The organism is Pseudoxanthomonas yeongjuensis (assembly GCF_010093345.1).
Taxonomy (GTDB): Bacteria; Pseudomonadota; Gammaproteobacteria; order Xanthomonadales; family Xanthomonadaceae; genus Pseudoxanthomonas_A; species Pseudoxanthomonas_A yeongjuensis.
This window is the reverse complement of the sequence record NZ_PDWT01000012.1, coordinates 16,182-37,901: the sequence shown is the minus strand read 5'-3', so window position 1 is coordinate 37,901 and position 21,720 is coordinate 16,182. Positions and strand designations below refer to the sequence as shown.

Annotated in this window: 18 protein-coding genes and 1 pseudogene; 11 read left to right on the top strand and 8 right to left on the bottom strand. The window is 66.2% G+C overall.

The features are described 5' to 3' along the window. Window positions 1-131: 131 nt before the first annotated feature. The 3 genes from recF to dnaA form a co-directional block, all read right to left on the bottom strand. Window positions 132-1,217, bottom strand: coding sequence for a DNA replication/repair protein RecF (recF, locus tag CSC74_RS17135; RefSeq protein ID WP_162315720.1), 1,086 nt, complete (start codon window positions 1,215-1,217; stop codon window positions 132-134). A gap of 73 nt (window positions 1,218-1,290) precedes the next feature. Further along, a complete protein-coding gene (gene dnaN / locus CSC74_RS17130; RefSeq protein ID WP_162315719.1) occupies window positions 1,291-2,391 on the bottom strand; it encodes a DNA polymerase III subunit beta in 1,101 nt (366 codons plus the stop codon). A gap of 225 nt (window positions 2,392-2,616) precedes the next feature. Beyond that, on the bottom strand, window positions 2,617-3,936 hold the full coding sequence (dnaA, locus tag CSC74_RS17125; protein WP_162315718.1) for a chromosomal replication initiator protein DnaA: 1,320 nt from the start codon (window positions 3,934-3,936) through the stop codon (window positions 2,617-2,619). Between the two features lie 263 nt (window positions 3,937-4,199). On the opposite strand from dnaA, the gene rpmH reads away from it, so the two are divergent. The 5 genes from rpmH to CSC74_RS17100 all read left to right on the top strand — a co-directional run bounded on the left by rpmH (window position 4,200) and on the right by CSC74_RS17100 (window position 9,205). Then, window positions 4,200-4,340 (top strand): 50S ribosomal protein L34, encoded by a 141-nt coding sequence (rpmH, locus tag CSC74_RS17120; RefSeq protein WP_162315717.1) that lies wholly within the window; start codon window positions 4,200-4,202, stop codon window positions 4,338-4,340. A gap of 100 nt (window positions 4,341-4,440) precedes the next feature. After that, window positions 4,441-4,908, top strand: coding sequence for a ribonuclease P protein component (rnpA, locus tag CSC74_RS17115; RefSeq protein WP_246193365.1), 468 nt, complete (start codon window positions 4,441-4,443; stop codon window positions 4,906-4,908). A 13-nt stretch (window positions 4,909-4,921) separates the two neighbouring features. Beyond that, window positions 4,922-6,670 carry a membrane protein insertase YidC gene (gene yidC / locus CSC74_RS17110; protein WP_162315716.1) on the top strand — a complete coding sequence of 583 codons (1,749 nt, stop codon included), beginning with the start codon at window positions 4,922-4,924 and terminating at the stop codon, window positions 6,668-6,670. Window positions 6,671-6,743: 73 nt separating this feature from the next. Beyond that, a complete protein-coding gene (gene mnmE, locus CSC74_RS17105; RefSeq protein ID WP_162315715.1) occupies window positions 6,744-8,120 on the top strand; it encodes a tRNA uridine-5-carboxymethylaminomethyl(34) synthesis GTPase MnmE in 1,377 nt (458 codons plus the stop codon). A gap of 95 nt (window positions 8,121-8,215) precedes the next feature. Further along, complete coding sequence (locus tag CSC74_RS17100; RefSeq protein WP_162315714.1) at window positions 8,216-9,205, top strand: energy transducer TonB; 990 nt, start codon at window positions 8,216-8,218, stop codon at window positions 9,203-9,205. Between the two features lie 205 nt (window positions 9,206-9,410). Here the strand turns inward: CSC74_RS17100 and CSC74_RS17095 are convergent, their stop codons facing one another. The 4 genes and pseudogenes from CSC74_RS17095 to CSC74_RS17080 all read right to left on the bottom strand — a co-directional run bounded on the left by CSC74_RS17095 (window position 9,411) and on the right by CSC74_RS17080 (window position 13,871). Continuing rightward, window positions 9,411-10,592, bottom strand: a complete 1,182-nt coding sequence (locus CSC74_RS17095; RefSeq protein ID WP_162315713.1) for an ABC transporter permease — start codon at window positions 10,590-10,592, stop codon at window positions 9,411-9,413. After that, window positions 10,589-11,335 (bottom strand): ABC transporter ATP-binding protein, encoded by a 747-nt coding sequence (locus CSC74_RS17090; protein WP_162315712.1) that lies wholly within the window; start codon window positions 11,333-11,335, stop codon window positions 10,589-10,591. The genes CSC74_RS17095 and CSC74_RS17090 overlap by 4 nt, the downstream gene beginning before the upstream one ends. A 138-nt stretch (window positions 11,336-11,473) precedes the next feature. Beyond that, a complete protein-coding gene (locus tag CSC74_RS17085) occupies window positions 11,474-12,934 on the bottom strand; it encodes an alpha/beta hydrolase (protein WP_162315711.1) in 1,461 nt (486 codons plus the stop codon). Between the two features lie 117 nt (window positions 12,935-13,051). Beyond that, window positions 13,052-13,871: pseudogene (locus CSC74_RS17080) on the bottom strand (ferredoxin--NADP reductase). A 35-nt stretch (window positions 13,872-13,906) separates the two neighbouring features. Here CSC74_RS17080 and CSC74_RS17075 point away from each other — a divergent pair. The 4 genes from CSC74_RS17075 (at window position 13,907) to CSC74_RS17060 (ending at window position 17,481) form a co-directional block, all read left to right on the top strand. Beyond that, a complete protein-coding gene (locus tag CSC74_RS17075) occupies window positions 13,907-14,881 on the top strand; it encodes an ABC transporter ATP-binding protein (RefSeq protein WP_162315709.1) in 975 nt (324 codons plus the stop codon). A 173-nt stretch (window positions 14,882-15,054) separates the two neighbouring features. Continuing rightward, window positions 15,055-15,849: an ABC transporter permease gene (locus tag CSC74_RS17070; RefSeq protein WP_162315708.1), complete on the top strand. Its 795-nt coding sequence runs from the start codon at window positions 15,055-15,057 to the stop codon at window positions 15,847-15,849. 105 nt (window positions 15,850-15,954) lie between these two features. Beyond that, window positions 15,955-16,896: a 2-dehydropantoate 2-reductase gene (panE, locus tag CSC74_RS17065; RefSeq protein WP_162315707.1), complete on the top strand. Its 942-nt coding sequence runs from the start codon at window positions 15,955-15,957 to the stop codon at window positions 16,894-16,896. 72 nt (window positions 16,897-16,968) lie between these two features. After that, complete coding sequence (locus CSC74_RS17060; RefSeq protein WP_162315706.1) at window positions 16,969-17,481, top strand: hypothetical protein; 513 nt, start codon at window positions 16,969-16,971, stop codon at window positions 17,479-17,481. A gap of 36 nt (window positions 17,482-17,517) precedes the next feature. Here the strand turns inward: CSC74_RS17060 and CSC74_RS17055 are convergent, their stop codons facing one another. Further along, window positions 17,518-18,315 carry a TatD family hydrolase gene (locus CSC74_RS17055; RefSeq protein ID WP_162315751.1) on the bottom strand — a complete coding sequence of 266 codons (798 nt, stop codon included), beginning with the start codon at window positions 18,313-18,315 and terminating at the stop codon, window positions 17,518-17,520. Window positions 18,316-18,442: 127 nt separating this feature from the next. On the opposite strand from CSC74_RS17055, the gene hrpB reads away from it, so the two are divergent. Both hrpB and CSC74_RS17045 read left to right on the top strand, forming a co-directional pair. Next, window positions 18,443-20,938: an ATP-dependent helicase HrpB gene (gene hrpB, locus CSC74_RS17050; RefSeq protein WP_162315705.1), complete on the top strand. Its 2,496-nt coding sequence runs from the start codon at window positions 18,443-18,445 to the stop codon at window positions 20,936-20,938. 259 nt (window positions 20,939-21,197) lie between these two features. Then, a complete protein-coding gene (locus tag CSC74_RS17045; protein WP_162315704.1) occupies window positions 21,198-21,593 on the top strand; it encodes a hypothetical protein in 396 nt (131 codons plus the stop codon). Window positions 21,594-21,720 lie beyond the last annotated feature (127 nt).

Below are 21,720 nucleotides of genomic sequence, written 5' to 3'. Positions count from 1 at the left end.
GGGGTCGGCTGCTGGCCTCTGTGCAGGCCGGATTCGCGGGTCGACGCGAAGGGAGGCGCTACACATTAGCTATAGGGAGTGAGGCAGGAATTATAGCATTTCGACTACCGGCCACTCCAGACACCCGCCACTCAGCGAAGCTGGATCAAGCCGTGTTCCACGTGAAACCAGGTGGGCGCCACTTCCAGCTCAGTCAAGGCTGAAGGCGACTCGGTGCCAGTAACGAAGACCTGGGCCCCGCTGCCCACGAGTCGTTGCAGGACCCGACGCTGGTGGTTGCGGTCCAGTTCGGAAGCCAGGTCATCCAGGGCCACGATCGGCCATTCGCCACGACGCTGGGCATAGTCCTCCGCCTGCGCCAGCAAGGCGGAGAGTGCGGAGAGCTTGGCTTGCCCGCGCGAAAGGGATTCCCGGTGGGGATGGCCTGCATAGTCGATCCGCCAATCCGCGCGGTGCGGACCGACAGTCGTATAGCCCACCCCACGGTCGCGGTCGCGCGCCAGCAGGAGCGCGTCGGCCAGGGACAATTCGCTGCTGCGCCAACCTGGTTGGAATTCGATACTGCTCGCGCCCAGGGCCGGCACCAGGTCCCCGGCGACCGCCAACAGGCGGGTCTGCAATTGCTCCAGGTAATGCTGGCGGTGGCGGGTCATCGGCTCGCCAGTCTCGACCAGTTCATGGTCCCAGGCATCCAGCTGCGGGCCGCCGGCGCCCGACTTCAGCAAGGCATTGCGCTGCTTGAGCGCACGGGCATAGCGACGCCATAACGGCAGGAACCCGGGTTCCACGTGGAACAAGCCCCAATCAACGAAGCGCCGGCGAGGTTCGCCGCCGCCGGTCACCAGTGCATGACTGCCTGGCTCGAAACTGACCACCGCAAGCGCCGCGCAGAGCTCGCCCAGCTGGCTTACGTTCTGGCCGTCCAGGCGCCCCACCCAGGTCTGACCGGTGTGACGCAATCCAGCGCGACGGTGCCGGGCCTCGGCTCCTTCCCGCCATTCGACGAAGACTTCCACGGCCTCGGCGCCCGTGCGCACCAGTCCGTCGCGCACCCGCCCACGAAAACTCCTGCCATAGGCCATCAGGTGCAGGGCCTCGAGCAGGCTGGTCTTGCCGGCGCCGTTATCGCCGGTGATCAGGTTCAGGCCAGGGGCAGGATCGATCGACGCCGAATCGAAACGACGCAGGCCGGAAGCGGTCAGCCGGATTACATGCATTGCGTGGCCCCAAAACGACTTCGCCCGGAGAATCCCGGGCGAGGCAGTGCGTGTTCCACGTGGAACAGCTCGATCACAGGCGCAGCGGCATCACCACGTGCCGCGATTTCTCGCTGCTGGCCTCGCGCACCAGAGCCGAGGAATTGGCATCGCGCAGCTGGATGATGATGTGTTCGTCGCGCAAGGCGGAGAGCGCATCCAGCAGGTAGTTGACGTTGAAGCCGATGGCCAGGTCGCTGACCTTGGTGTCGGCCTCGATCTCTTCCTGGGCTTCTTCCTGCTCCGGGTTGTGCGCGCTGATCTTGAGCTGGCCAGGCGACACTTCGACCCGGACGCCGCGGTACTTCTCGTTAGACAGGATCGCCGCGCGCTGCAGGGCCGCACGCAGGACTTCGCGATCCAGCTTGACCTCGCGGTCGGCGCCGATCGGGATCACCGCGGCATAGTCGGGGAAACGGCCGTCGATCAGTTTGGAAGTGAAGGTCACGTCGTCGCGCTTGACCCGGATGTGGTTGCGGCCGATCTCCAGCTCCAGTTCGCGGTCGCCGTTTTCCAGCAGTCGCTGCAGCTCGGTCACGCCCTTGCGCGGCACGATGATCTGGCGCTTGGCGCCGGCGGCGCCTTCCAGCGGGGTTTCGCACAGGGCCAGGCGATGGCCGTCGGTGGCCACGCAGCGGAGCAGCTTGTCGCCCAGGTCGAACAACAGGCCATTGAGGTAATAACGCACGTCCTGCTGGGCCATGGCGAAGGCGGTGCGCTCGATCAGTTCCTTGAGCGCGGCTTCCGGCACGTTGACCCGCTCGGTGGCTTCGACTTCATCGACCGAGGGGAAATCGTTGGCCGGCAGGGTCGCCAGGGTGAAGCGGCTGCGCCCGGCCGACACCGTGACCTTGTCGCCGGTCTGGCTCACGGTGATCCTGCTGCCGTCGGGCAGGGCCCGGATGATCTCGAACAGCTTGCGCGCCGGGATCGTGGTTTCACCGTCCTGGGCGTCATCGACCGCGCTGCGCGCGATCATCTCCACTTCCAGGTCGGTACCAGTCAGCGAGAGTTGCCCGCCTTGGACCTGGACCAGGAAGTTGGCGAGGACCGGCAAGGTCTGCCGACGTTCGACCACGTTGACGACTTGTGCCAACGGCTTCAGGAAGGCTTCTCGCTGCAGACTGAAACGCATGTGGTGCTGGCCCCTTATGCACTGGATCTTTAAAAGAGTAATAAATCAAAAACTGGTGGTGATGGTTGCGCCGAATTCAGTGGACAACCAGCATAACACCTTGAATCAACTATGTTTTTCGGTGAATTCAAACCCGGTACTATGGGCCGTTGGACGCCGGTACAACTTGTGGATAACTTTGCAGGCCGTTTCCATCCCCAACTTATCCACAGAGCCTGGGGCCTTTTATTCACTGAGCTTGCGGATCAACTTGTCCCAGTCCTCGTGCAGCTTGCCGTCGGTGGTCATCAGGTTGCGGATCTGCCGGCAGGCGTGCAGTACGGTGGTGTGGTCGCGACCGGCGAAGGCGTCGCCGATCTCGGGCAGGCTGTGTTCGGTCAGTTCCTTGGCCAGGGCCATCGCCACCTGTCGCGGTCGCGCCAGTGAGCGCGTGCGCCGCTTGGACAGCAAGTCCTTGACCTGCAGACCGTAATAGTCTGCCACGGTCTTCTGGATGTTGGGGATGCTGATTGCCTGCTGCTGGGCGCGGAGCAGGTCGCGCAGGGTTTCCTGGGCGAATTCGGGGGTGATCGCGCGGCCGGTGAAGTTGGCGCGCGCGGTCAGCGTGTTCAAGGCGCCCTCCAGGTCGCGCACGTTGGAGCGCATCTTCTTGGCCAGCAGGAAGGCCACGTCGTCGGGAATCTGCGCGCCGCGCTCGCGCGCCTTGGCCAGCACGATGGCCGCGCGGGTCTCGAAGTCGGGCGGCTCGATCGCGATCGACAAGCCCCAGGCCAGCCGCGATTTCAACCGCGGTTCCAGGCCTTCCACTTCGCGCGGGTAGCGGTCGCAGGTCAGGATGATCTGCTGGCGGCCGTCGAACAGCGCGTTGAAGGTGTGGAAGAACTCCTCCTGGGTGCGGTCCTTGCCGGCGAAGAACTGGATGTCGTCGATCAGCAGTGCGTCCACCTGCTGGAAGCGGCGCTTGAACTGGTCCATCGATTTCTCGATCAGGGCCTTGGTCATCGCGCTGAAGAACTGTTCCGAGCGCAGGTACAGCACGCGCGCATTCGGGTTCTGCCGGCGCAGTTCGTTGCCGGCGGCGAACATCAGGTGGGTCTTGCCCAAGCCGGTGCCGCCGTACAGCAGCAGCGGGTTATGGGCGCGGTCGCCCGGTTTCTGCGCGGCCTGCCAGGCGGCGGCGCGGCCGAGCTGGTTGCTGCGGCCTTCGACGAAATTGTCGAAGCTGTAATGCGAATCCAGATTGCCGGCATAAGGCTCGGCGGCGGCGAAGCTGGCGCTGGTCGAGGCCGAAGGCGCCGGTTCGGCGATGCGCGCGCGCGATCCGATTTCCACCGAAACATCGCGATGGCCGGCGAAATGGCCGAGCAGTTCCTGGATCCGCGACAGGTAGCGCTCGCGGACCTGTTCGACGATGAACGCGTTCGGCGCGTACAGCACCATGGCATCCAGGCGCTGTTCGGCCTGCAGCGGCTTGAGCCAGGTGTGGACATCCTCCGCCGGCAGTTCGGCTTCCAGGCGTTCGAGGCAGCGGGGCCAGGCATCCATCGAGGGCAGCAATCGGTTCTTCTGGAGGGCGTGCGCGGCAAGAGGAATCGCGCGGGACGCGGGTGAAATACAGTCGGTCACATTATCACGCGCCGCATCGCGGCATATTTCCAGCCATAGACATCGGGTAGCGGCATTCGCCGCCCGATCGATCCAGTGGCGCGTGCGCGCCCGGCAAAGGCAGGCTACGGCGGAGTTGACCCGGGCTTGGTCGGCCCTATAGAATTACCGGTTCTTTCCATTGCAACCCGCCCGAGGGCCCCATGGCCACCAAGCGCACTTACCAACCCAGCAACCTCAAGCGCAAGCGCGACCACGGTTTCCGTGCCCGCATGGCGACCGCCGATGGCCGCAAGATCCTGGCCCGTCGCCGTGCCAAGGGCCGCACGCGCCTGAGCGCCTGATGGCCCTGCCGCAGCTGCGGCCGAGTCCATCCATGCCCGTCCTTCGCAAGAGTCCGCGCAGTCCTGTGCGGACTTTTTCGTATCCGTGATCCCGTCTCGCGTGACTCCGTCCCGGGTGAAGAGCGCCACTTTCCCGCCCGCGGCGCGGGTGCGCACGGGTGCCGAATACGCTCGCGTGTTCGCTCAGGCGCGCCGCACTTCGGATCCGCTGCTGAGCCTGCATTGGCTGACGGGCGAAACGCCGGCGAAACTGGGCCTGGCGGTATCGCGCAAGGTCGATCCCAACGCGGTCGGCCGCAACCGGATCAAGCGCGTGTTCCGCGACCAGTTCCGCAAACTGCGCGGGCAATTGCCCGGCGGCGACTATGTGCTGGTCGCGCGCGTGGCGGCGCGCAAGGCCGACAACGCGCAGTTGCGCGAAACCTTCCTGCGCACGCTGGTGCGCGCCGGCGCATTGCCCGCATCGGCCGCGCCCGGCACAATGCCGCCGGTCAAGGAATCAACTTCCTCCACTTCGCTTCCTTCCCTTTCCAGCAACACGCCCAAACCGGACGTTTCCACCGGTTGAGAATGCCTGCCCGATGAACCAGACCCGTGTCTTCCTGATTTTCGCCTGGCTGATGGTGGCGACCCTGCTGTGGATGGAATGGGGCAAGTTCAACGCACCCAAGCCCGCGCCGGCGGCGGCGCCGAGCGCGCAGGTCGAGGCAGCGCCGTCTTCGTCCAGCAACGTTCCCAGCGCAACGGCGGCGGTCGAAACGACAGCCAGCGGTACGGCCATTCCCGCGACTGCCGCAGCCGCCACCGCTTCGAGTCCGCGCGTGGTGGTCAGCACCGATGTCCTGCGCCTGACCCTGGATGGCGGCAGCGTGCTCGAAGCCGACTTGTTGAAGTATCCGCAGAGCAAGGCCGCCGGCAGTCGGCCGGTCAACCTGTTCAGCCAGGATCCCGCGCACTTCTATGCGGCGCAAAGCGGTTGGGTCAGCCCGAACGGCGCGGCGCCCAACCATCTCACCGGTTTCGTGGCCGAGCATCCGGGATCCGACGTGGTGCTGGCCGCTGACGCGACCGAGGTTTCCGTGCCGTTCCTGTGGCAGGGCCCCGATGGCGTCAGCATCCGCCGCACTTACACCCTCAAGCGCGGCAGCTACGCGATAACGGTGAAGGACGAAGTGGCCAATGCCGGCAGCGCGCCGTGGCAGGGCGCGATCTATCGCCAGTTGATCCGCACGCCGCCGATCGTCAAGAGCGGCATGACCAATCCGGAATCCTTCAGCTTCACCGGCGCCACCTGGTACAGCGACCAGAAGGCCTATGAGCGCCGTCCGTTCAAGGATTACCTGGAGGACGATGCGGCGCTGAATTCGATGGGCGTGACCGGCGGCTGGATCGCGATGCTGCAGCATCACTTCTTCAGCGCCTGGATCCCGGAGGCGAAGGACAAGTCGGTGATGCAGCTGGAGCTCGACACCAGCAGCGGCACGCCGCGCAGCCTGATCCGCGACAAGTGGACCGGCAACCTGGTGGTGGCGCCGGGCCAGCAGGCCACGACCGAAGCCCGGCTCTATGTCGGTCCCAAGCTGGTCCAGCAGATCAAGGCGCAGAACGTGCCCGGCCTGGAACGCGCGGTCGACTACAGCCGCTTCTCGATCTTCGCGGTGATCGGCCAGGGATTGTTCTGGATCCTCAATCACCTGCATTCGCTGCTCGGCAACTGGGGCTGGTCGATCATCGGCCTGGTGGTGCTGGTCAAGCTGGCGTTGTGGCCGTTGTCCGCCGCGCAGTACCGCAGCGCCAACAAGATGCGCCAGTTCCAACCGCGCATCGCCCAGCTGAAGGAGCGCTACGGCGACGACCGCCAGAAGTTCCAGATGGCGCAGATGGAGCTGTACAAGAAGGAGAAGATCAACCCGATGGGCGGCTGCCTGCCGATCCTGGTGACCATGCCGATCTTCCTGGCCCTGTACTGGGTGATCAACGAATCGGTGGAACTGCGCCAGGCGCCGTGGTTCCTGTGGATCCACGACCTGACCGCGCGCGATCCGTACTTCATCCTGCCGGCGTTGAACATGCTGGTGATGTGGCGCACGCAGAAGATGACCCCGGCGGTGGGCATGGATCCGATGCAGCAGAAGATGATGCAGTTCATGCCGCTGGTGTTCGGCGGGATGATGGCGTTGTTCCCGTCCGGCCTGGTGCTGTACTGGGTCACCAACGGCAGCCTCGGTCTGTTGCAGCAGTGGTGGCTGGGCCGGCACCTGAAGATGCCGGGCGCGCCCGAAGAGAAGGATAAGGACAAGGGCAAGCCAAAGACGATCGCCGCGAAGTAGGCCCACGCAGGCATCCCCCGGGAAACCCGCCGCAAGGCGGGTTTTCTTTTGCGGATATGCAAGACTTCCGGCCATGACTTCATCCGCGCCTGTTGCCAGATCCGGTCCCGAGACCATCGTCGCCGTCGCCACCGCGGCGGGCGCGGGCGGCGTCGGCATCGTGCGGCTTTCCGGGCCGCGCTCGCTGGCGATCGCCGAAAACCTCTGCCGCCGCCGACTGCGTCCGCGCCATGCGCACCATGTGCGTTTCGATGACGGCAATGGCGAGACGATCGACGACGGGATCGCGCTGTCGTTCCCCGCGCCGCGCAGCTTCACTGGCGAGGACGTGGTCGAACTGCAGGCGCACGGCAGCCCGGTGGTGCTGCAGCAACTGGTCGCACGCGCCTGCGCGCTGGGTGCGCGCCCGGCGCGTCCGGGCGAATTCAGCGAGCGCGCCTTCCTCAACGACCGCCTCGACCTGGCCCAGGCCGAAGCCATCGCCGACCTGATCGCCGCTTCCGACGCGCGCGCGGCGCGCGCGGCGCGGCGCGCGCTCGACGGGGTGTTCTCGCAACGCGTGGATGCGCTGGCCGAGAGCCTGTCGGGCTTGCGCGTGCATGTGGAAGCGGCGATCGATTTCGCCGACGAATCGCTGGACACGCTCGGTGGCGAAGCGGTCAAGCTGCGGCTTGCGCAGGCCCAGGCCGATCTCGCGCAACTGCTGGTCGAGGCCGAGCGTGGCCGCAAGCTGCGCGACGGCCTGCACGCGGTGATCGTCGGCCCGCCGAACGCAGGCAAGAGTTCGCTGCTGAACGCGCTGTCCGGCAGCGATCGCGCCATCGTCACCGATGTCCCCGGCACCACCCGCGACGTGCTGCGCGAAAGCATGCGCCTGGATGGTCTGGAACTGACGCTGGTGGACACCGCCGGTTTGCGCGAGGGCGGCGATGCGATCGAGCGCGAGGGCATGCGCCGGGCCCGGGCCGAACTGCAAGCCGCCGACCTGGCGCTGGTGGTGGTGGATGCCCGCGACCCCGCCGTCGGCCTGGCCGCGGTCGAGGCGGACATCGCGGCGGTGCCGCTGCGCCTGCTGATCCACAACAAGAGCGACCTGTTGGCCCCGCCGGCGGGCGATATCGGCGATGGGGGCATAGGCGGTGCGGTACGGGTCTCGGCCGTCAGCGGCCAGGGTCTGGAAACCCTGCATCAGCGTCTGCGCGGGTTGGCCATGGGCAACACGGAAGAGGCCAGCGCCGGCGAGTTCTCCGCACGCGGCCGCCATGTCGAGGCCTTGCGTCGGGCCCAGGCCCATGCCGAAGCGGCAAACGGTGAACTACGTCACGAAATGCTGGAACTGGCCGCCGAAGAATTGCGTCTGGCCCATGAGGCCTTGGGCGAGATCACGGGGAAGATCTCGGCCGACGACATGCTTGGGCGCATTTTTTCCAGCTTCTGCATCGGCAAATAGGCTGGGAAGCCGACAAATGCGCTGGCATGCTTCATGCTTGAGTCGTCTGGGGTCAGTCGGGGGTTATCCAAATGGTTTGTCTGGGGAGTAAACGAATGTCTTTTGCCACGGTTTCCAAGAACTCGCGTTGGGTCGCGCTGTCGTTGCTGGTCGCGCTTGCGGCCTGTTCCAAGGACGAGCAGGCCGGCACCGAAGCCACCACTGCCGCCACGCCGGCTGCGGCCACGGTTGCGGCGCCACCGGCACCGGCCGTTTCCGCCCAGGTCCAGGCCATGGGCGCCGAGGACCTACGCGCCGCCGCCGCCAAGGCGCTGGGCGAGAACCGCATCTACGCGCCCGGTGGCGACAACGCCGTCGAGTACTACCTGGGATTGCGCGACAAGCTGCCCAACGACGCGGCCGTGACCAGTGCGCTGACGGACCTGATGCCGTACACGGTGATCGCCACCGAACAAAGCATCGCCCGCGAGGATTTCGTCGAGGCCCAGCGGCTTTCCGCGCTGATCGAGAAGGCCGATCCGAAGGCGCCGTCGCTGCCCCGCCTGAAGCAGAACATCGCCGCCGCCCAGCAGGCCGTCACCGCGCGCCTGGCCAACGAAAAGACCAAGGAAGTCACCGACGCGGAAGCCAAGGCGCTGGAAGAAAAGCGCCTGGCGCAGCAGGCCGTACAGCAGCAGCAGGCCGCCGCCGCGCTGGCCGCCCAGCAGCAACAGGATGCGGCCCGCGCCGCGGAAGCCGAACGTACCGCCGCCGCGCAACGCGAGGCCGCCGCCGCCGCCCAACGCCAAGCGGCCGCCGCCGCGCCGCCGCCCGCGCCGAAGCCGGCCGCCGCGCCGACACTGAAGGTCGTCAGCGCCCCGTCGCCGCGTTATCCGCCGGAAGCGTTGCGCGCCGGCACCAGCGGCGAAGTGCTGGTGGAACTGACCATCGGCACCGATGGCTCGGTGACCAACGCACGCGTGGTCCGCGCCACCCCGGCCCGGGTGTTCGACCGCGAGGCGTTGAACGCGGTGCGCCGCTGGAGGTTCGAGCCGATCGACGCGCCGACCACCACCCGCCGCACGCTGGCTTTCAATCCGGGCTGATCCGGATCGCCAAGGATGAAAAAGGCCGGCAATGCCGGCCTTTTTTTTTCGCTGAGCGCCGGGAAAACCATCGCCACTGTAGGAGCGGGCCTTGCCCGCGATGCTCTTGCGCAGTTGTGGGAAGAGCATCGCGGGCAAGGCCCGCTCCTACAACGAGAGACACGCGGGCAAGCCGGAAACGGGATGCCGTGCGTACCCGCTTCCGTTACCCCGAGATCGCCAGCTGTTCCTGCTGGTAGCGGCGCGTCGCCGCGAACCACAGGATCGCGGCCAGGCCGAAGCCGGCCGCGAGGTAGATCGCCCATTGCTGCAAGCCGATCGCTTCGCCGCGCACGACTTTCAGGATCAGCTGGTTCTGGGCCAGGAACGGCACCGCGAACTGCCACAGCTGGGTCTTCACCGGATTCACGATCAACACGATGGTCGGCAGCATCGGCAGCAGCATCAGCCAGGTCATGTGGCTTTGCGCTTCCTTCATGCTCTTGGCCGAGGCGGCGAGGTAGGTCAGCAAGGTGGTGCCGATGAACACCATCGGCACCAGGATCAGCAGCAACTGGGCGATCGCCATGAAGCTGACTTCCATCTGCCGACCCACGGTGGGCGACAGCAGGGCGCCGAGCTTGAACGCCAGCAGGGTCAACAACAGCGAGGCCAGGGCCAGCGCGCAAGCCGCCGCGATCTTGCCGCTGACGATGGCGCCGCGCGGCGCGGGTGTGGCCAGCAAAGGCTCGAGCGACTGGCGTTCGCGCTCACCGGCGGTGGCGTCCAGGATCAGCGCGGCGCCACCGAGGAAGGCGCTGATGATCAGGAAATAGGGGAGGATGAAGGACAGCATCCGTCCGCGCTGCGCCTCGGGCGTGGCCAGGTCGGTCTGCCGGATCTGGATCGCGGTGGCCGTGCCGGGACTCACGCCACGCGCCAGCAATCGCAGCGAACCGGTCTGTCCGCCATAGGTCGAGAGCAGGGCCTGCAGGCGTTTGGCCGGGATCTCCGCATCCTGGCGGGTGCTGTCCCGGATGATTTCCAGCGGCGCAGGCAGGCTCTTGCGCCATTGCCCGGGGAAATCGGCGCCGATGCGCAGGATCACGTCTTCCTCCTGGTTGGCGATGGCCGCGGCGATGTCCTTGGGCGGCGCCTTGATCACCACGTTCTGGCCTTCCAGCCAGGCGATCAGGTTGGGCGCGTGCTCGCGTCCGACCACCGGTAACTCCAGCGGCTTCTCGATCTGGCTGCGGGCCCGGCTTTCGCCCAGCGTGCCCAGACCGACCAACAGGATCGGCGCCAGCAAGGGGCTCATGCCCAGCGCGAGCAGCAGGGTGCGGCGATCACGGAAGATGTCGCGCAATTCCTTGCGCATCACGGTCAGCAGGGTACGAATGGATTTCATGCGTGCAGTCCTTCTTCCGAGCCGATCGCTTTCACGAAAGCGTCCTCGAGATTTTCCTCGCCGGTCTGCGCGCGCAGTTCGTCGGCGGTGCCGGAGGCCACCACCTGTCCGCGGGCGACGATCACGATGCGATCGCACAGCGCCGCGACCTCCTGCATGATGTGGCTGGAGAACACCACGCAGCGCCCTTCGGCGCGCAGCTGCTTGAGGAATTCGCGCAGGCCGCGGGTGGTCATCACGTCCAGGCCATTGGTCGGCTCGTCCAGGATCACGTTCTTCGGGTCGTGCACCAGCGCGCGCGCGATCGCGGTCTTGGTGCGCTGGCCCTGGGAGAAGCCCTCGGTGCGGCGGTCGATGAAATCCTGCATGTTCAAGGCCTGCACCAACCGCTCGGTGCGCTGCGCGATCGTCGCAGCATCCAGCCCGTGCAATTCGCCGAAATAGGTGATGTTCTCGCGTGCGGTCAGGCGCTTGTACACGCCGCGCGCGTCGGGCAACACGCCCAGTGCGCGGCGCACGGTTTCCGGATCAACGGCCACGTCCACGCCATCCACCAGCACCTTGCCGCTGTCCGGTTTCATCAGCGTGTAGAGCATGCGCAAGGTGGTGGTCTTACCGGCGCCATTGGGCCCGAGCAAGCCGGTGATCTCGCCATCGCGGGCTTCGAAGCCGACGCCGTCGACGGCCTTGACCGTCGACTTCTTGGTCTTGAAGGCTTTGTGCAAGTCTTGTACTTGGATCATGGGGATGCCGGGAGGAGTGAGTGGGGAGGAGTGAGGAGTGAGGAAAAGCAAATGCGGTTGTTACTTCCTTGTGCGGAGTGGCCAGGTTTCACGAATCGGGTTTTCCGACTCCCCTCTTCCTGCCTCTCCACTTCCGGATCATGGTTCCCATCCGTAAAAGTCGGTGAAAGGCGGCGTGTAGGGAAGTTTTTCCAGGCACTTCACATCGAGTTTCTTCGCGTCGGCGCCCTCGATGAACTGGGCCATCAGTTTCGGCATGCAGCCGATCCCGATCACGTTGTGGCCCTGGCCGCGCAGGATCAGGTGGCGTCCATTGGCCAGGGTCTTGGCTACCGCATCGCCGTAGCGGGGCGGAGTGACCGGATCGAATTCGCCGGACAGCAGCAGCGCCGGCACGTTGCCCTTCAATGGCGCGCGGAAACCGGCCGGGCGTACGCCCTTGGGCCAGACCGCGCATTGCGCGACCAGGTAGTTGGCGAAGTCGTTGCCGAGCAGGGTGCCTTCATCGGCGGGATTGGCCTTCAGCTCGTTGCCGTCCTCGGTGCAGATCACCGACAGTTGCATGCCCAGGGTGATGCTGTCGGACATCTGCTCGCCGAGCATCTTCGACAGCGACATCAAGGCGTCGTAGCGTCCATTGGCGGCCTCGTTCAACTGCAGCGGCAGCAATGAGGAAGCCAGCGGCATGTAGGCATACATGCGGACCAGGCCGGCGACCATCGCGGGGCTGAGCTTTTCCTGTTTCCCTTCGCCGGTGATGCCGTCGCGGTAGGTCACCAGCGGCGGGTCGGCTTCGAGTTTTGTCATCAGTGCGCGCAGTTTTTCCCGCGGATTGCCCAGGCGCTGCACGCAGGCCGGGGTCTTGGCGCAAAGCGCGAACTGCAGGTCGAGGGCGTCTTCCAGGTTGCGTGCGAACTCGTTGCCCAGGACCAGCGAGTTGGGCGCCACGCTGTCCAGCACGATCGTGCGCGTGCTTTGCGGGTACTTCGCCGCGTATTGCTGGGCCACGCGGGTGCCGTAGGAGATGCCGACCAGGTTGATTTGCGGCGCGCCGATCGCCTTGCGCACCGTCTCCAGGTCCTGGATCGCTTCGGTGGTGGTGTAGAAGCGGGGATCGGCGCGTTTCGACAACGTGGCCAGGCAGCGCGTGGTGTAGTCGCTGGCCGCCTGCGGGGTGGGCAATTCGGTTTCGTCGAACGGCTCCTTGCAGGTCAGCGCATTGGAACCGCCGGTGCCGCGCTGGTCGACCAGGATGATGTGGCGCTTCTTGCGGGTTTCGGCGAAGGCGTTGGCGGTCTGCGGATAGGACTCCAGCGCCGATTGCCCGGGTCCGCCGGCGAGCATGAACACCGGGTCCGGCTCGGCCGCATCGTCGCGGTCTGCGGTGATCCAGGCGATCTTCAACCCGATCTTGCGGCCGTTCGGATCGGCCGGGTTTTCCGGCACTTGCAGCGTCGTGCATTGCGCGGCGATGGCGTCGCCGGAGAAGGGCGTGCTCAGCGAGCATGCCTTGAAGTCCAGGGAGCCCAGCTTGCGCGCCTGCGCTTCGGGCGCGCAGGCGATGGCCAGCAGGGCAGCGGTGATCAGTATCCGACGCATGGCGTCTCCGGTGGGCGGCCTTTCAAGGCCCGTATGTTGGCATGACGGAGACGGGCGGCGGATGTGACTGAAGGCACGGCACTGGTTTTCCTTCTCCCGGAGGGAGAAGGGAGGCGGCTACTTCGACGAGACGTACTTCTCGCGCCGGATCTGCGGGATCGGCAGGCCATCGGCCTTCAGCGCCTCGAAGCAGGCATCGACCATGTTCGGGTTGCCGCACAGGTAGGCGATGTCGGTGTCCGGGTTCGGCGAGAACTCGGCCAGGAACTGCTGCACGTACCCACGGCGGACATCGGGGTGGGGATTTTCGGGCAGTTCGCGGGAGAAGCAGGGCACGAAGCGGAACTGCGGATGCTTCTCGGCGAAGGCGCGGAAATCGTCGCCGTACAGCAGTTCTTCCGGCGTGCGCGCGCCGTACAGCAACACCACTTCGATGCCGCGTTCGACGATCAGTTTTTCCACCAGCGGCAGCATCGCCCGGTACGGAGTGACGCCGGTGCCGGTGCCGATGAAGAGATAACGCCGGTTCGCGTCGCCCGGCATCAGGCAGAAGCGGCCGTAGGGCCCGCTGGCATCGATGCGGCCGCCGGCCTCGAGCCCTTCGAACAAGGCCGTGGCCGCTCCGCCGGCGACGTAGCTGACCGCGATCTCCACGGTTTCGCCCGCGCCGAGGGCATGGTCGTGGATGGTGGCCAGCGAGTAGCTGCGCTTGGCCGCGGTGCCGTCGGCGTAGCTGAAATGCACCTGGATGAACTGGCCGGGGATGAAGTCCAGCGGCTGGCCGTCGTCGCGGGCGAACACGTAATGACCGACCGAGGGCGCCAGCATGCGGCGTTCAACCAACTTGAGCGGGAAATGGACGATGGCCAAGAGTCGGAACCGGAACAGTCTGGTGCCGGGGCCGGCCCGACGGGACGCCTATAATAAGCGCTTGCATACTCCAGGCGCCGCGTCGGCGCCGCAAGGCCTCAAATGGTTGCTCCCCAAGCCGTCGTTCCCGCGGGTACGCCCGCACTCTCCATCACCGACCTGCGCAAGACCTACGACACCGGCGTGCAAGCGCTCAAGGGCGTGTCGCTGCAGGTCGCGCCCGGCGATTTCTTCGCCCTGCTCGGGCCCAACGGCGCCGGCAAGTCGACCCTGATCGGCATCGTCAGCTCGCTGGTCAACAAATCGGCCGGCGAAGTGGAGGTGTTCGGGGTCAACCTGGCGCAGGACCGCGACGGCGCCATGCGCCTGCTCGGCCTGGTGCCGCAGGAACTGAACTTCAACATGTTCGAGAAGCCGCTCGACATCCTGGTCAACTACGCCGGCTTCTACGGTCTGCCGCGCGCCGAAGCATTGGTGCGGGCCGAAGAGGAGCTCAAGCGCGCCCAGCTCTGGGACAAGGCCACCAGCATGTCGCGCACGCTGTCCGGCGGCATGAAGCGCCGGCTGATGATCGCCCGGGCGATGATGACCCGGCCGCGGCTGCTGATCCTGGACGAGCCCACCGCCGGCGTGGACATCGAGATCCGCCGCGGCATGTGGAAGACGCTGAAGGAAATCAACGCGGCGGGGACGACCATCATCCTGACCACGCATTACCTGGAGGAAGCGGAAAGCCTGTGCCGCAACGTGGCCATCATCGATCGCGGCACCATCGTCGAACAGGGACCGATGCGCGCCTTGCTGGCCAAGCTCGACGTGGAAGGCTTCGTGTTCGACATCGACGGCGAACTGCCGGCGCGGCTGCCCGCCATCGAGGGCACCACGCTGGTGGCGACCGACGACCATACCCTGGACCTCGACATGCCGCGGGCGATGGACCTCAACCGCGTGTTCGCCGCGCTCAACGAATCCGGCATCCGCGTGCGTTCGATGCGGACCAAGAGCAACCGGCTGGAAGAACTGTTCGTGCGCCTGACCGGCGATGAAGCGGCGGCGAAACGGGCACAGGTAGCATGACCAATCCCCTCCCCTGCGAAGCAGGGGAGGGCCAGGAAGGGCTGCTTTTGATCCTGCGGTTGACCTTGCATTGAGAAGAACGACGAGCAAGATCAAAAGCCAACCCCTCCCCAACCCTCCCCTGCTTCGCAAGGGAGGGGGCATGAGCAAACGCAAAAGATAATGAGAAGAGAATGACCCAGGCCGTTGCTACCACCTCCCTGCAGAAGAACTTCGTCGCCCTCGGCACCATCGTGCGCCGCGAGATCATGCGCATCCTGCGCATCTGGGGCCAGACCCTGGTGCCGCCGGCGATCACCATGACCCTGTACTTCCTGATCTTCGGCGGGCTGATCGGCTCGCGTATCGGCGACATGGGCGGCTACACCTACATGGAGTTCATCGTCCCCGGCCTGGTGATGATGAGCGTGATCCAGAACAGCTACGGCAACATCTCCTCCAGCTTCTTCGGCGCCAAGTTCGGCCGCCACATCGAGGAGTTGCTGGTCAGCCCGATGCCCAACTGGGTGATCCTGGGCGGCTACGTGGCCGGTGCGGTGCTGCGCGGGCTGATGGTCGGCGCCATCGTGCTGGTGATCGCGATGTTATTCACCAAGGTGCGCATCCCGCATCCTTTCATCACCTTCACCACGGTGCTGCTGGGCGCGACGATCTTCTCGCTGGCCGGCTTCATCAACGCGGTGTATGCGAAGAAGTTCGACGACGTGGCCATCGTGCCGACCTTCATCCTGACCCCGCTGACCTACCTGGGCGGCGTGTTCTATTCGGTCAAGCTGCTGCCGCCGTGGGCCGAGGCCATGACCCACGCCAACCCGATCTTCTACATGGTCAACGCCTTCCGCTACGGCCTGCTCGGCACCAGCGACGTGCCGGTATGGATCGCCTACACGCTGATGCTGGGTTTCGTGATCGGACTGGGCGCGCTGGGATTGTGGTTGCTGAAGCGCGGCGTCGGCCTGCGCAGTTGATAACCCGTAGAGCCGAGCTTGCTCGGCTGCTCTTCTGGATCTTCGCGTGGAACCGGACGGAGCAGCCGAGCAAGCTCGGCTCTACAAGAGCGAGGAGTGCATCGCGTGCGAATTCTAGTGTTAGGGGCCGGTGGCACCGGCGGCTACTTCGGCGGCCGGCTCGCCCAGTCCGGCGCCGACGTCACCTTCCTGGTGCGCCCGGCGCGATCATTGCAGCTTGAGCAACACGGCTTGCAGATCCGTAGCCCGCTCGGCGATGCCGACTTCCAGGTCGCGCATGTCGTCGCCGACAAGCTGGAAGCGCTCGCTACCGAAAAGCCATTCGACCTGGTCCTGCTCAGCTGCAAGGCCTACGACCTGGACAGCTCGCTCGATGCGATCGCGCCGGCGGTCGGCGAACGCACCACGGTCATGCCGATCCTCAACGGCCTGCTGCACTACGCAGAGCTGGATGCGCGCTTCGGCCGGGAGCGCGTACTCGGTGGCCTGTGCTTCATCAGCGCGACCAAGGGTCCGAATGGCGAGGTGATGCATCTCGGCAAACCCGCGTCGATCACTTTCGGCGAGCGCGACGGCGATCCCGACAGTGCGTGCGTGCGTGGGTTCGCGAATCTGTGCGCGCGGGCCAGCCTTGATCATCTGGCTGCTTCCGACATAAACCAGCAACTCTGGAACAAGTACACCTTCCTCACCACACTCGCGGCCGGCACCTGCCTGATGCGCGCCGACGTCGGCACGATCGTGGCGGGCGAGGGCGGCCGCGATTTCATGCAGGCCTTGTATCGCGAATGCCTGGCAGTCGCCGAAGCGGCCGGACAGCCGGTGTCCGCGCAAACGCAATCGATCGCACTGGGCACGCTTGTCCAGGCCGGATCGCCGGTCAAAGCCTCGATGCTGCGCGACCTCGAAGCCGGGCAGCGCGTGGAAGCGGCGCATATCGTCGGCGACATGCTGCATCGGGCGCGGAGCGCCGGGCAGGACGCAGCGCTGCTGGCGACGGCCTGGTGCCACCTGCAGGCCTACGAGGCCGGCCGCGCTTCCACCTGACCCGCGATCTTCGCATCGGCCTTACGCGCGGCAGGCGATGCTCGCCCGCAGACGCTGGCTGCGGATCCGGACATGAAGCAATTCGAGAAGATCTTCGTCGTGGGCCATTTGCTGGTGATCGCGCTGTTCTTCATTTGTGCGCTGGCATTGATCGTGCTGGCGGCCACGGATCTGTGGCACGGACTGTTCGCTGGAGAACGACGGGAAATTCGCCAGCGCTTCGACAGCGTCCTCGAGAGCATCGGCATGCTGACCATCGGCCTGGTCGCACTGGGGCTGTCGCAGACGATCTTCGAGGAAGAAATACTGCGCGACGTGAAAGTCAGCGGCCCTACCCGGGTACGCCGCCATCTGTCCCGCTTCCTGGTCGTGGTCGTAGTCGCGCTGGCGATCGAAACCCTCGTGGCGAGCTTCCAGATCATGCAGCGCGACCCGGCGCAGCTGCCCTATGTCGCAGCCATTGGCGGTTCGGCCGCGCTGTTGCTGGTGGCCTGGGGCGCATTCGTCCATCTGAACCGAAGCGCCGAGGAACTGGAGCCGGAGGCCATGGAGAAGGCCAAGCAGGAAGACCGCAAAGTCAGTTGAGCCAACGCTCGGCGCGGGCCGGTCGCACGCGGGGACTCAGCGGAGGACGGGAAGCCGGAAAAAATCGCGCGCCGTGGCGGTCGTGGCCTTGGCGACGGCCTTGATCTCCTGTCCGCGGTCGCGCGCCAGTTCTTCCACGATGTGCGCCAGGTACATCGGCTCGTTGCGGCGGTGCGAAGGTTGCGGCTTGACCGTGCGCGGCAGCAGGTAGGGCGCGTCGGTCTCGATCATCAGCCGGTCGGCGGGAATGTGCGGGACCAGTTCGCGCAGGTGCAGGCCACGGCGCTCATCGCACAGCCAGCCAGTGATGCCGATGCGCCAGTCGCGGTCCAGGCAGTCGAACAGCTCCCTGCGCGTGCCGGTGAAGCAGTGGACCACCGCCGGTGCGATGCGCCCCTCGAATTCCTTCATGATACCGACGAAGTCGTCGTGGGCCTCGCGCTGGTGCAGGAACAACGGCTTCCCCGTATCGGCCGCGATCTGCAGCTGGCGCTCGAACGCGCGCCGTTGCGCCGGGCGCGGCGAGAAGTCGCGGAAATAATCCAGTCCGCATTCGCCCACCGCCACCACTTCGGGATGCGCATGCAGGGCGCGTAGCTCGGCGTCGCACTCGTCGGTGTACTCCACCGCGTGGTGCGGATGCACGCCGGCGGTGGCGAACAGGAAGCCCGGATGCGCCCGGGCCAGTGCCAGTGCCTTTGGCGAATGTTCGCGGCTGGCGCCGGTCACGACCATCTGCACGATGCCGGCTTCACGGGCGCGTTGCAGGACCGCGTCGCGGTCGGGGTCGAAGCTGTCGTGGGTGAGGTTGGCGCCGATGTCGATCAATTCCATGCGCATAGTTTAATCGTTGTAGGAGCGCCCCTTGGGCGCGATGCCTTTCGGCCCGGATGCCCGATTCTCGACGAAGAGCATCGCGGGCAAGGCCCGCTCCTACAGGGGGAACCTTTATCCTTGGGGCATGCCGTCCGTCGAATTCCCCATCACTCCGCTGCTGCCGGAGATAAAGCGCAGCCTGCAGGAGCATCCGCGACTGGTGCTGGAAGCGCCTCCCGGCGCCGGCAAGACCACGCAGGTGCCGCTGGCGCTGCTGGACGAGCCGTGGCTGGCCGGTCGCAAGATCGTGATGCTGGAACCACGCCGGGTGGCCGCGCGTGCCGCGGCCGGGTTCATGGCCAAACAGCTTGGCGAGTCCATGGGCGATACCGTCGGCTACCGGATCCGTTTCGAGAACAAGGTCTCCGCGCGCACCCGGATAGAAGTAGTCACCGAGGGCATCCTGACCCGCATGCTGCAGGACGATCCGATGCTGGAGGGAGTGGGCGCGCTGCTGTTCGACGAATTCCACGAGCGCCACCTGGCCGGCGACCTTGGCCTGGCGTTGGCGCTGGACGTGCAGTCGCAGCTGCGCGAGGAGCTGCGCATCGTGGCGATGTCGGCCACGCTCGATGGCGAGAAGCTGGCGCGCTTCCTCGACGCGCCGCGGTTGGGCAGCGAGGGTCGAAGCTACTCGGTCACGATCTCCCACTTTCCCGGCCGTCGCGACGAATCGCTCGAATCGCAGGCGCGACGCGCGATTGAAGAGGCGCTGCAAAAATATTCTGGAGATGTTCTGGTATTCCTGCCGGGACAGCGCGAGATCGTCCGCGTCGAGCGCGTGCTCGGCGAAGTTGAATCAATCACCAAAAGCGATGTCCTCGTCCTGCCACTACACGGCGAACTCTCCATCGAACAACAATCCCTGGCCCTGCAACCCGATCCTCAGGACCGCCGCCGCGTGGTCCTGGCCACCAATGTCGCCGAATCCTCGGTCACCTTGCCCGGCGTGCGCGTGGTTATCGACAGCGGGCAGGCCCGCGAGCCGCGTTACGACCCCAACAGCGGTTTCGCGCGCCTGGAGACTGTCAACATCTCACAGGCCTCCGCCGACCAGCGCGCGGGCCGTGCCGGCCGCGTCGCCGAAGGCTGGGCGTACCGGCTGTGGCCGCAATCGCAACGACTGGAACCGCAGCGACGTGCGGAAATCGGCCAGGTCGAGCTCGCCTCCCTTGCGCTGGAACTCGCCGCCTGGGGCAGCGATGCGCTGCGTTTCGTCGATCCGCCGCCGCCGGGCGCGTTGTCGGCGGCGCGCGACCTGCTGCGCCGGCTGGGCGCGCTCGGCGATTCGAATTCGATCACCGCGCTTGGCAAGCGCATGCTGGCTCTTGGCACTCACCCGCGCCTGGCTTCCATGCTGCTTTCGGCACGAGGCGAAGAAGACCGCACGCTCGCCTGCGATCTTGCCGCGCTGGTCGAGGCGCGCGATCCGCTGCGCAGTGGCGGTGATGCCCTGGCGACGCGTTGGCGGGCGCTGGCGGCCTTCCGCCAGGGTCGTGTTCCAGGCGACGCGCATCGTTCCGGCCTCGCCGCGATCGATGCGGCGGCGAAGCAATGGCGCCGCCGCTTGCGCACCGATGCCGCGCCGCCACGCGAAATCGAAGCGCATCGCCTCGGCGACCTGCTCGCGCACGCCTTTCCCGACCGCATCGCCCGCCAGCACTCCACCGATCCGCGCCGCTACCAGCTCGCCAACGGACGCATGGCGCGGATCTTCGACGACAGCGCGGTGTTCGGCGAACCCTGGATCGTGGCGGCCGAATTGCGTTACGAAACCAAGGACGCCCTGATCCTGCGCGCCGCGCCGGTCGATGAAGCGCGCCTGCGCCAGGATTTCGCCGAGCGCTTCACCAGCGAAGACGCGGTGCGCTGGGATGCCGGGCGGCGCGCGCTGTCGGCGCAACGCGAAACCCGTTTCGACCAGATCGTGCTGGAAACGAAACCGGCCGGTCGCGTCGATCCCCAGCATGCGGCGGCCGCGCTGACCGAAGCGGTGCGCGAACTCGGCCTGGACCCGCTGCCGTGGAGCGATCCGCTGCGGCAATGGCGGGAACGCGTGCGCTGCTTGCGCGAATGGATGCCGGAACTGGAGTTGCCGGACCTCTCCGAGGAAGCGCTGCTCGCCTCGCTTGACGGCTGGCTGCAACCCGCCTTCGTCGGCAAGACCCGCCTCGATGCATTGGCCGAGGACGAGCTGGCGGAAGCACTCAAGTCGCGCATGGAATGGTCGCAACGCCAACGCATCGATCAGCTTGCGCCGGTACGCATCGCGGTGCCCTCGGGCATGGAACGGCGCATCGAATACGCGCACGGCCAGCCGCCGGTGCTGGCGGTGAAACTGCAAGAGCTGTTCGGCCTGGCCGATACGCCACGCGTCGCCGACGGCCGCATCGCCGTCGTCCTGCACCTGCTCTCGCCCGGGGGAAAACCTCTGCAAGTCACCCAGGATCTGCGTGGCTTCTGGGAACGGACTTACCCGGAAGTGAAGAAGGAAATGAAGGGAAGGTATCCGCGGCATCCGTGGCCGGACGATCCGTGGTCGGCCACCGCGACGCATCGCGCGAAGCCGCGAGGTACCTAAGACCGCACCGAACAAAGCGGATAGCCGGGCAGTGCGGTTTCTGCCACCAAGGCGACTTCCACCAAGATGTGGGAGGGGCTTCAGCCCCGACATGTGAGAAGAAGCAAAGCGTCGGGGCTGAAGCCCCTCCCACGAACCTGCACGTGATCGATCCGATACATTCAGCGCACGGTGGGGCAGAGGCGCCCGCGCTAACACGCCCTGAACATCCGTCGACGGAAACTGCAGCCCTAATCACGCATTCCATGGAGCAACCCGCATGAGCAAGCTCACCACCATCACCGACCGCGCCATGGACCTGGTCAGCCAGGCCGGCACCAGCCTCAAGCACGTCGGACCCAGTGCCACCAAGCTGCTGCAGACCGGCGCGGCCATGGGCGCGGTGAAGACCGGCGGACGCGTGGCGGTGAAATTCGTCCGCCGCAATCCGATCGTCGCCGTGGCCGCGGCGCTCGGCGTCGGCGTGCTGGCTTATGCGGCGCACCGCAAGCGCAAGCAGGAAGCATTGAACGCGCCGATCGAAGGCCGCTCCAGGCGCATCGAGGCCAAACGCGTCAACGGCACCGGCAAGGCACGCAAGACCACGACCGCGTCCACGCGCGCGCCGCGCGCGCCGCGCGCGCGCAAGACCACGGCGCCTTCCGCCGAAACCTGAGCCTCTGCCCCCCCAAGAGGACTTCCTTCGGAGCGTAGGAGCGGGCCTTGCCGCGATGCCTTTGGCTTCCATGAAACCAAGCCTGCCCGACTGATTTCGATTCGATACGGAGAGCATCGCGGGCAAG

What these genes read in the sequence shown, in the direction of transcription:
- recF (WP_162315720.1), bottom strand. Translation starts at nt 1,217, where the DNA reads ATGCATGTAATCCGGCTGACCGCTTCCGGCCTGCGTCGTTTCGATTCG.
- dnaN (WP_162315719.1), bottom strand. Translation starts at nt 2,391, where the DNA reads ATGCGTTTCAGTCTGCAGCGAGAAGCCTTCCTGAAGCCGTTGGCACAA.
- dnaA (WP_162315718.1), bottom strand. Translation starts at nt 3,936, where the DNA reads ATGGATGCCTGGCCCCGCTGCCTCGAACGCCTGGAAGCCGAACTGCCG.
- rpmH (WP_162315717.1), top strand. Translation starts at nt 4,200, where the DNA reads ATGGCCACCAAGCGCACTTACCAACCCAGCAACCTCAAGCGCAAGCGC.
- yidC (WP_162315716.1), top strand. Translation starts at nt 4,922, where the DNA reads ATGAACCAGACCCGTGTCTTCCTGATTTTCGCCTGGCTGATGGTGGCG.
- mnmE (WP_162315715.1), top strand. Translation starts at nt 6,744, where the DNA reads ATGACTTCATCCGCGCCTGTTGCCAGATCCGGTCCCGAGACCATCGTC.
- CSC74_RS17100 (WP_162315714.1), top strand. Translation starts at nt 8,216, where the DNA reads ATGTCTTTTGCCACGGTTTCCAAGAACTCGCGTTGGGTCGCGCTGTCG.
- CSC74_RS17095 (WP_162315713.1), bottom strand. Translation starts at nt 10,592, where the DNA reads ATGAAATCCATTCGTACCCTGCTGACCGTGATGCGCAAGGAATTGCGC.
- CSC74_RS17090 (WP_162315712.1), bottom strand. Translation starts at nt 11,335, where the DNA reads ATGATCCAAGTACAAGACTTGCACAAAGCCTTCAAGACCAAGAAGTCG.
- CSC74_RS17085 (WP_162315711.1), bottom strand. Translation starts at nt 12,934, where the DNA reads ATGCGTCGGATACTGATCACCGCTGCCCTGCTGGCCATCGCCTGCGCG.
- CSC74_RS17075 (WP_162315709.1), top strand. Translation starts at nt 13,907, where the DNA reads ATGGTTGCTCCCCAAGCCGTCGTTCCCGCGGGTACGCCCGCACTCTCC.
- CSC74_RS17070 (WP_162315708.1), top strand. Translation starts at nt 15,055, where the DNA reads ATGACCCAGGCCGTTGCTACCACCTCCCTGCAGAAGAACTTCGTCGCC.
- CSC74_RS17060 (WP_162315706.1), top strand. Translation starts at nt 16,969, where the DNA reads ATGAAGCAATTCGAGAAGATCTTCGTCGTGGGCCATTTGCTGGTGATC.
- CSC74_RS17055 (WP_162315751.1), bottom strand. Translation starts at nt 18,315, where the DNA reads ATGGAATTGATCGACATCGGCGCCAACCTCACCCACGACAGCTTCGAC.
- hrpB (WP_162315705.1), top strand. Translation starts at nt 18,443, where the DNA reads ATGCCGTCCGTCGAATTCCCCATCACTCCGCTGCTGCCGGAGATAAAG.
- CSC74_RS17045 (WP_162315704.1), top strand. Translation starts at nt 21,198, where the DNA reads ATGAGCAAGCTCACCACCATCACCGACCGCGCCATGGACCTGGTCAGC.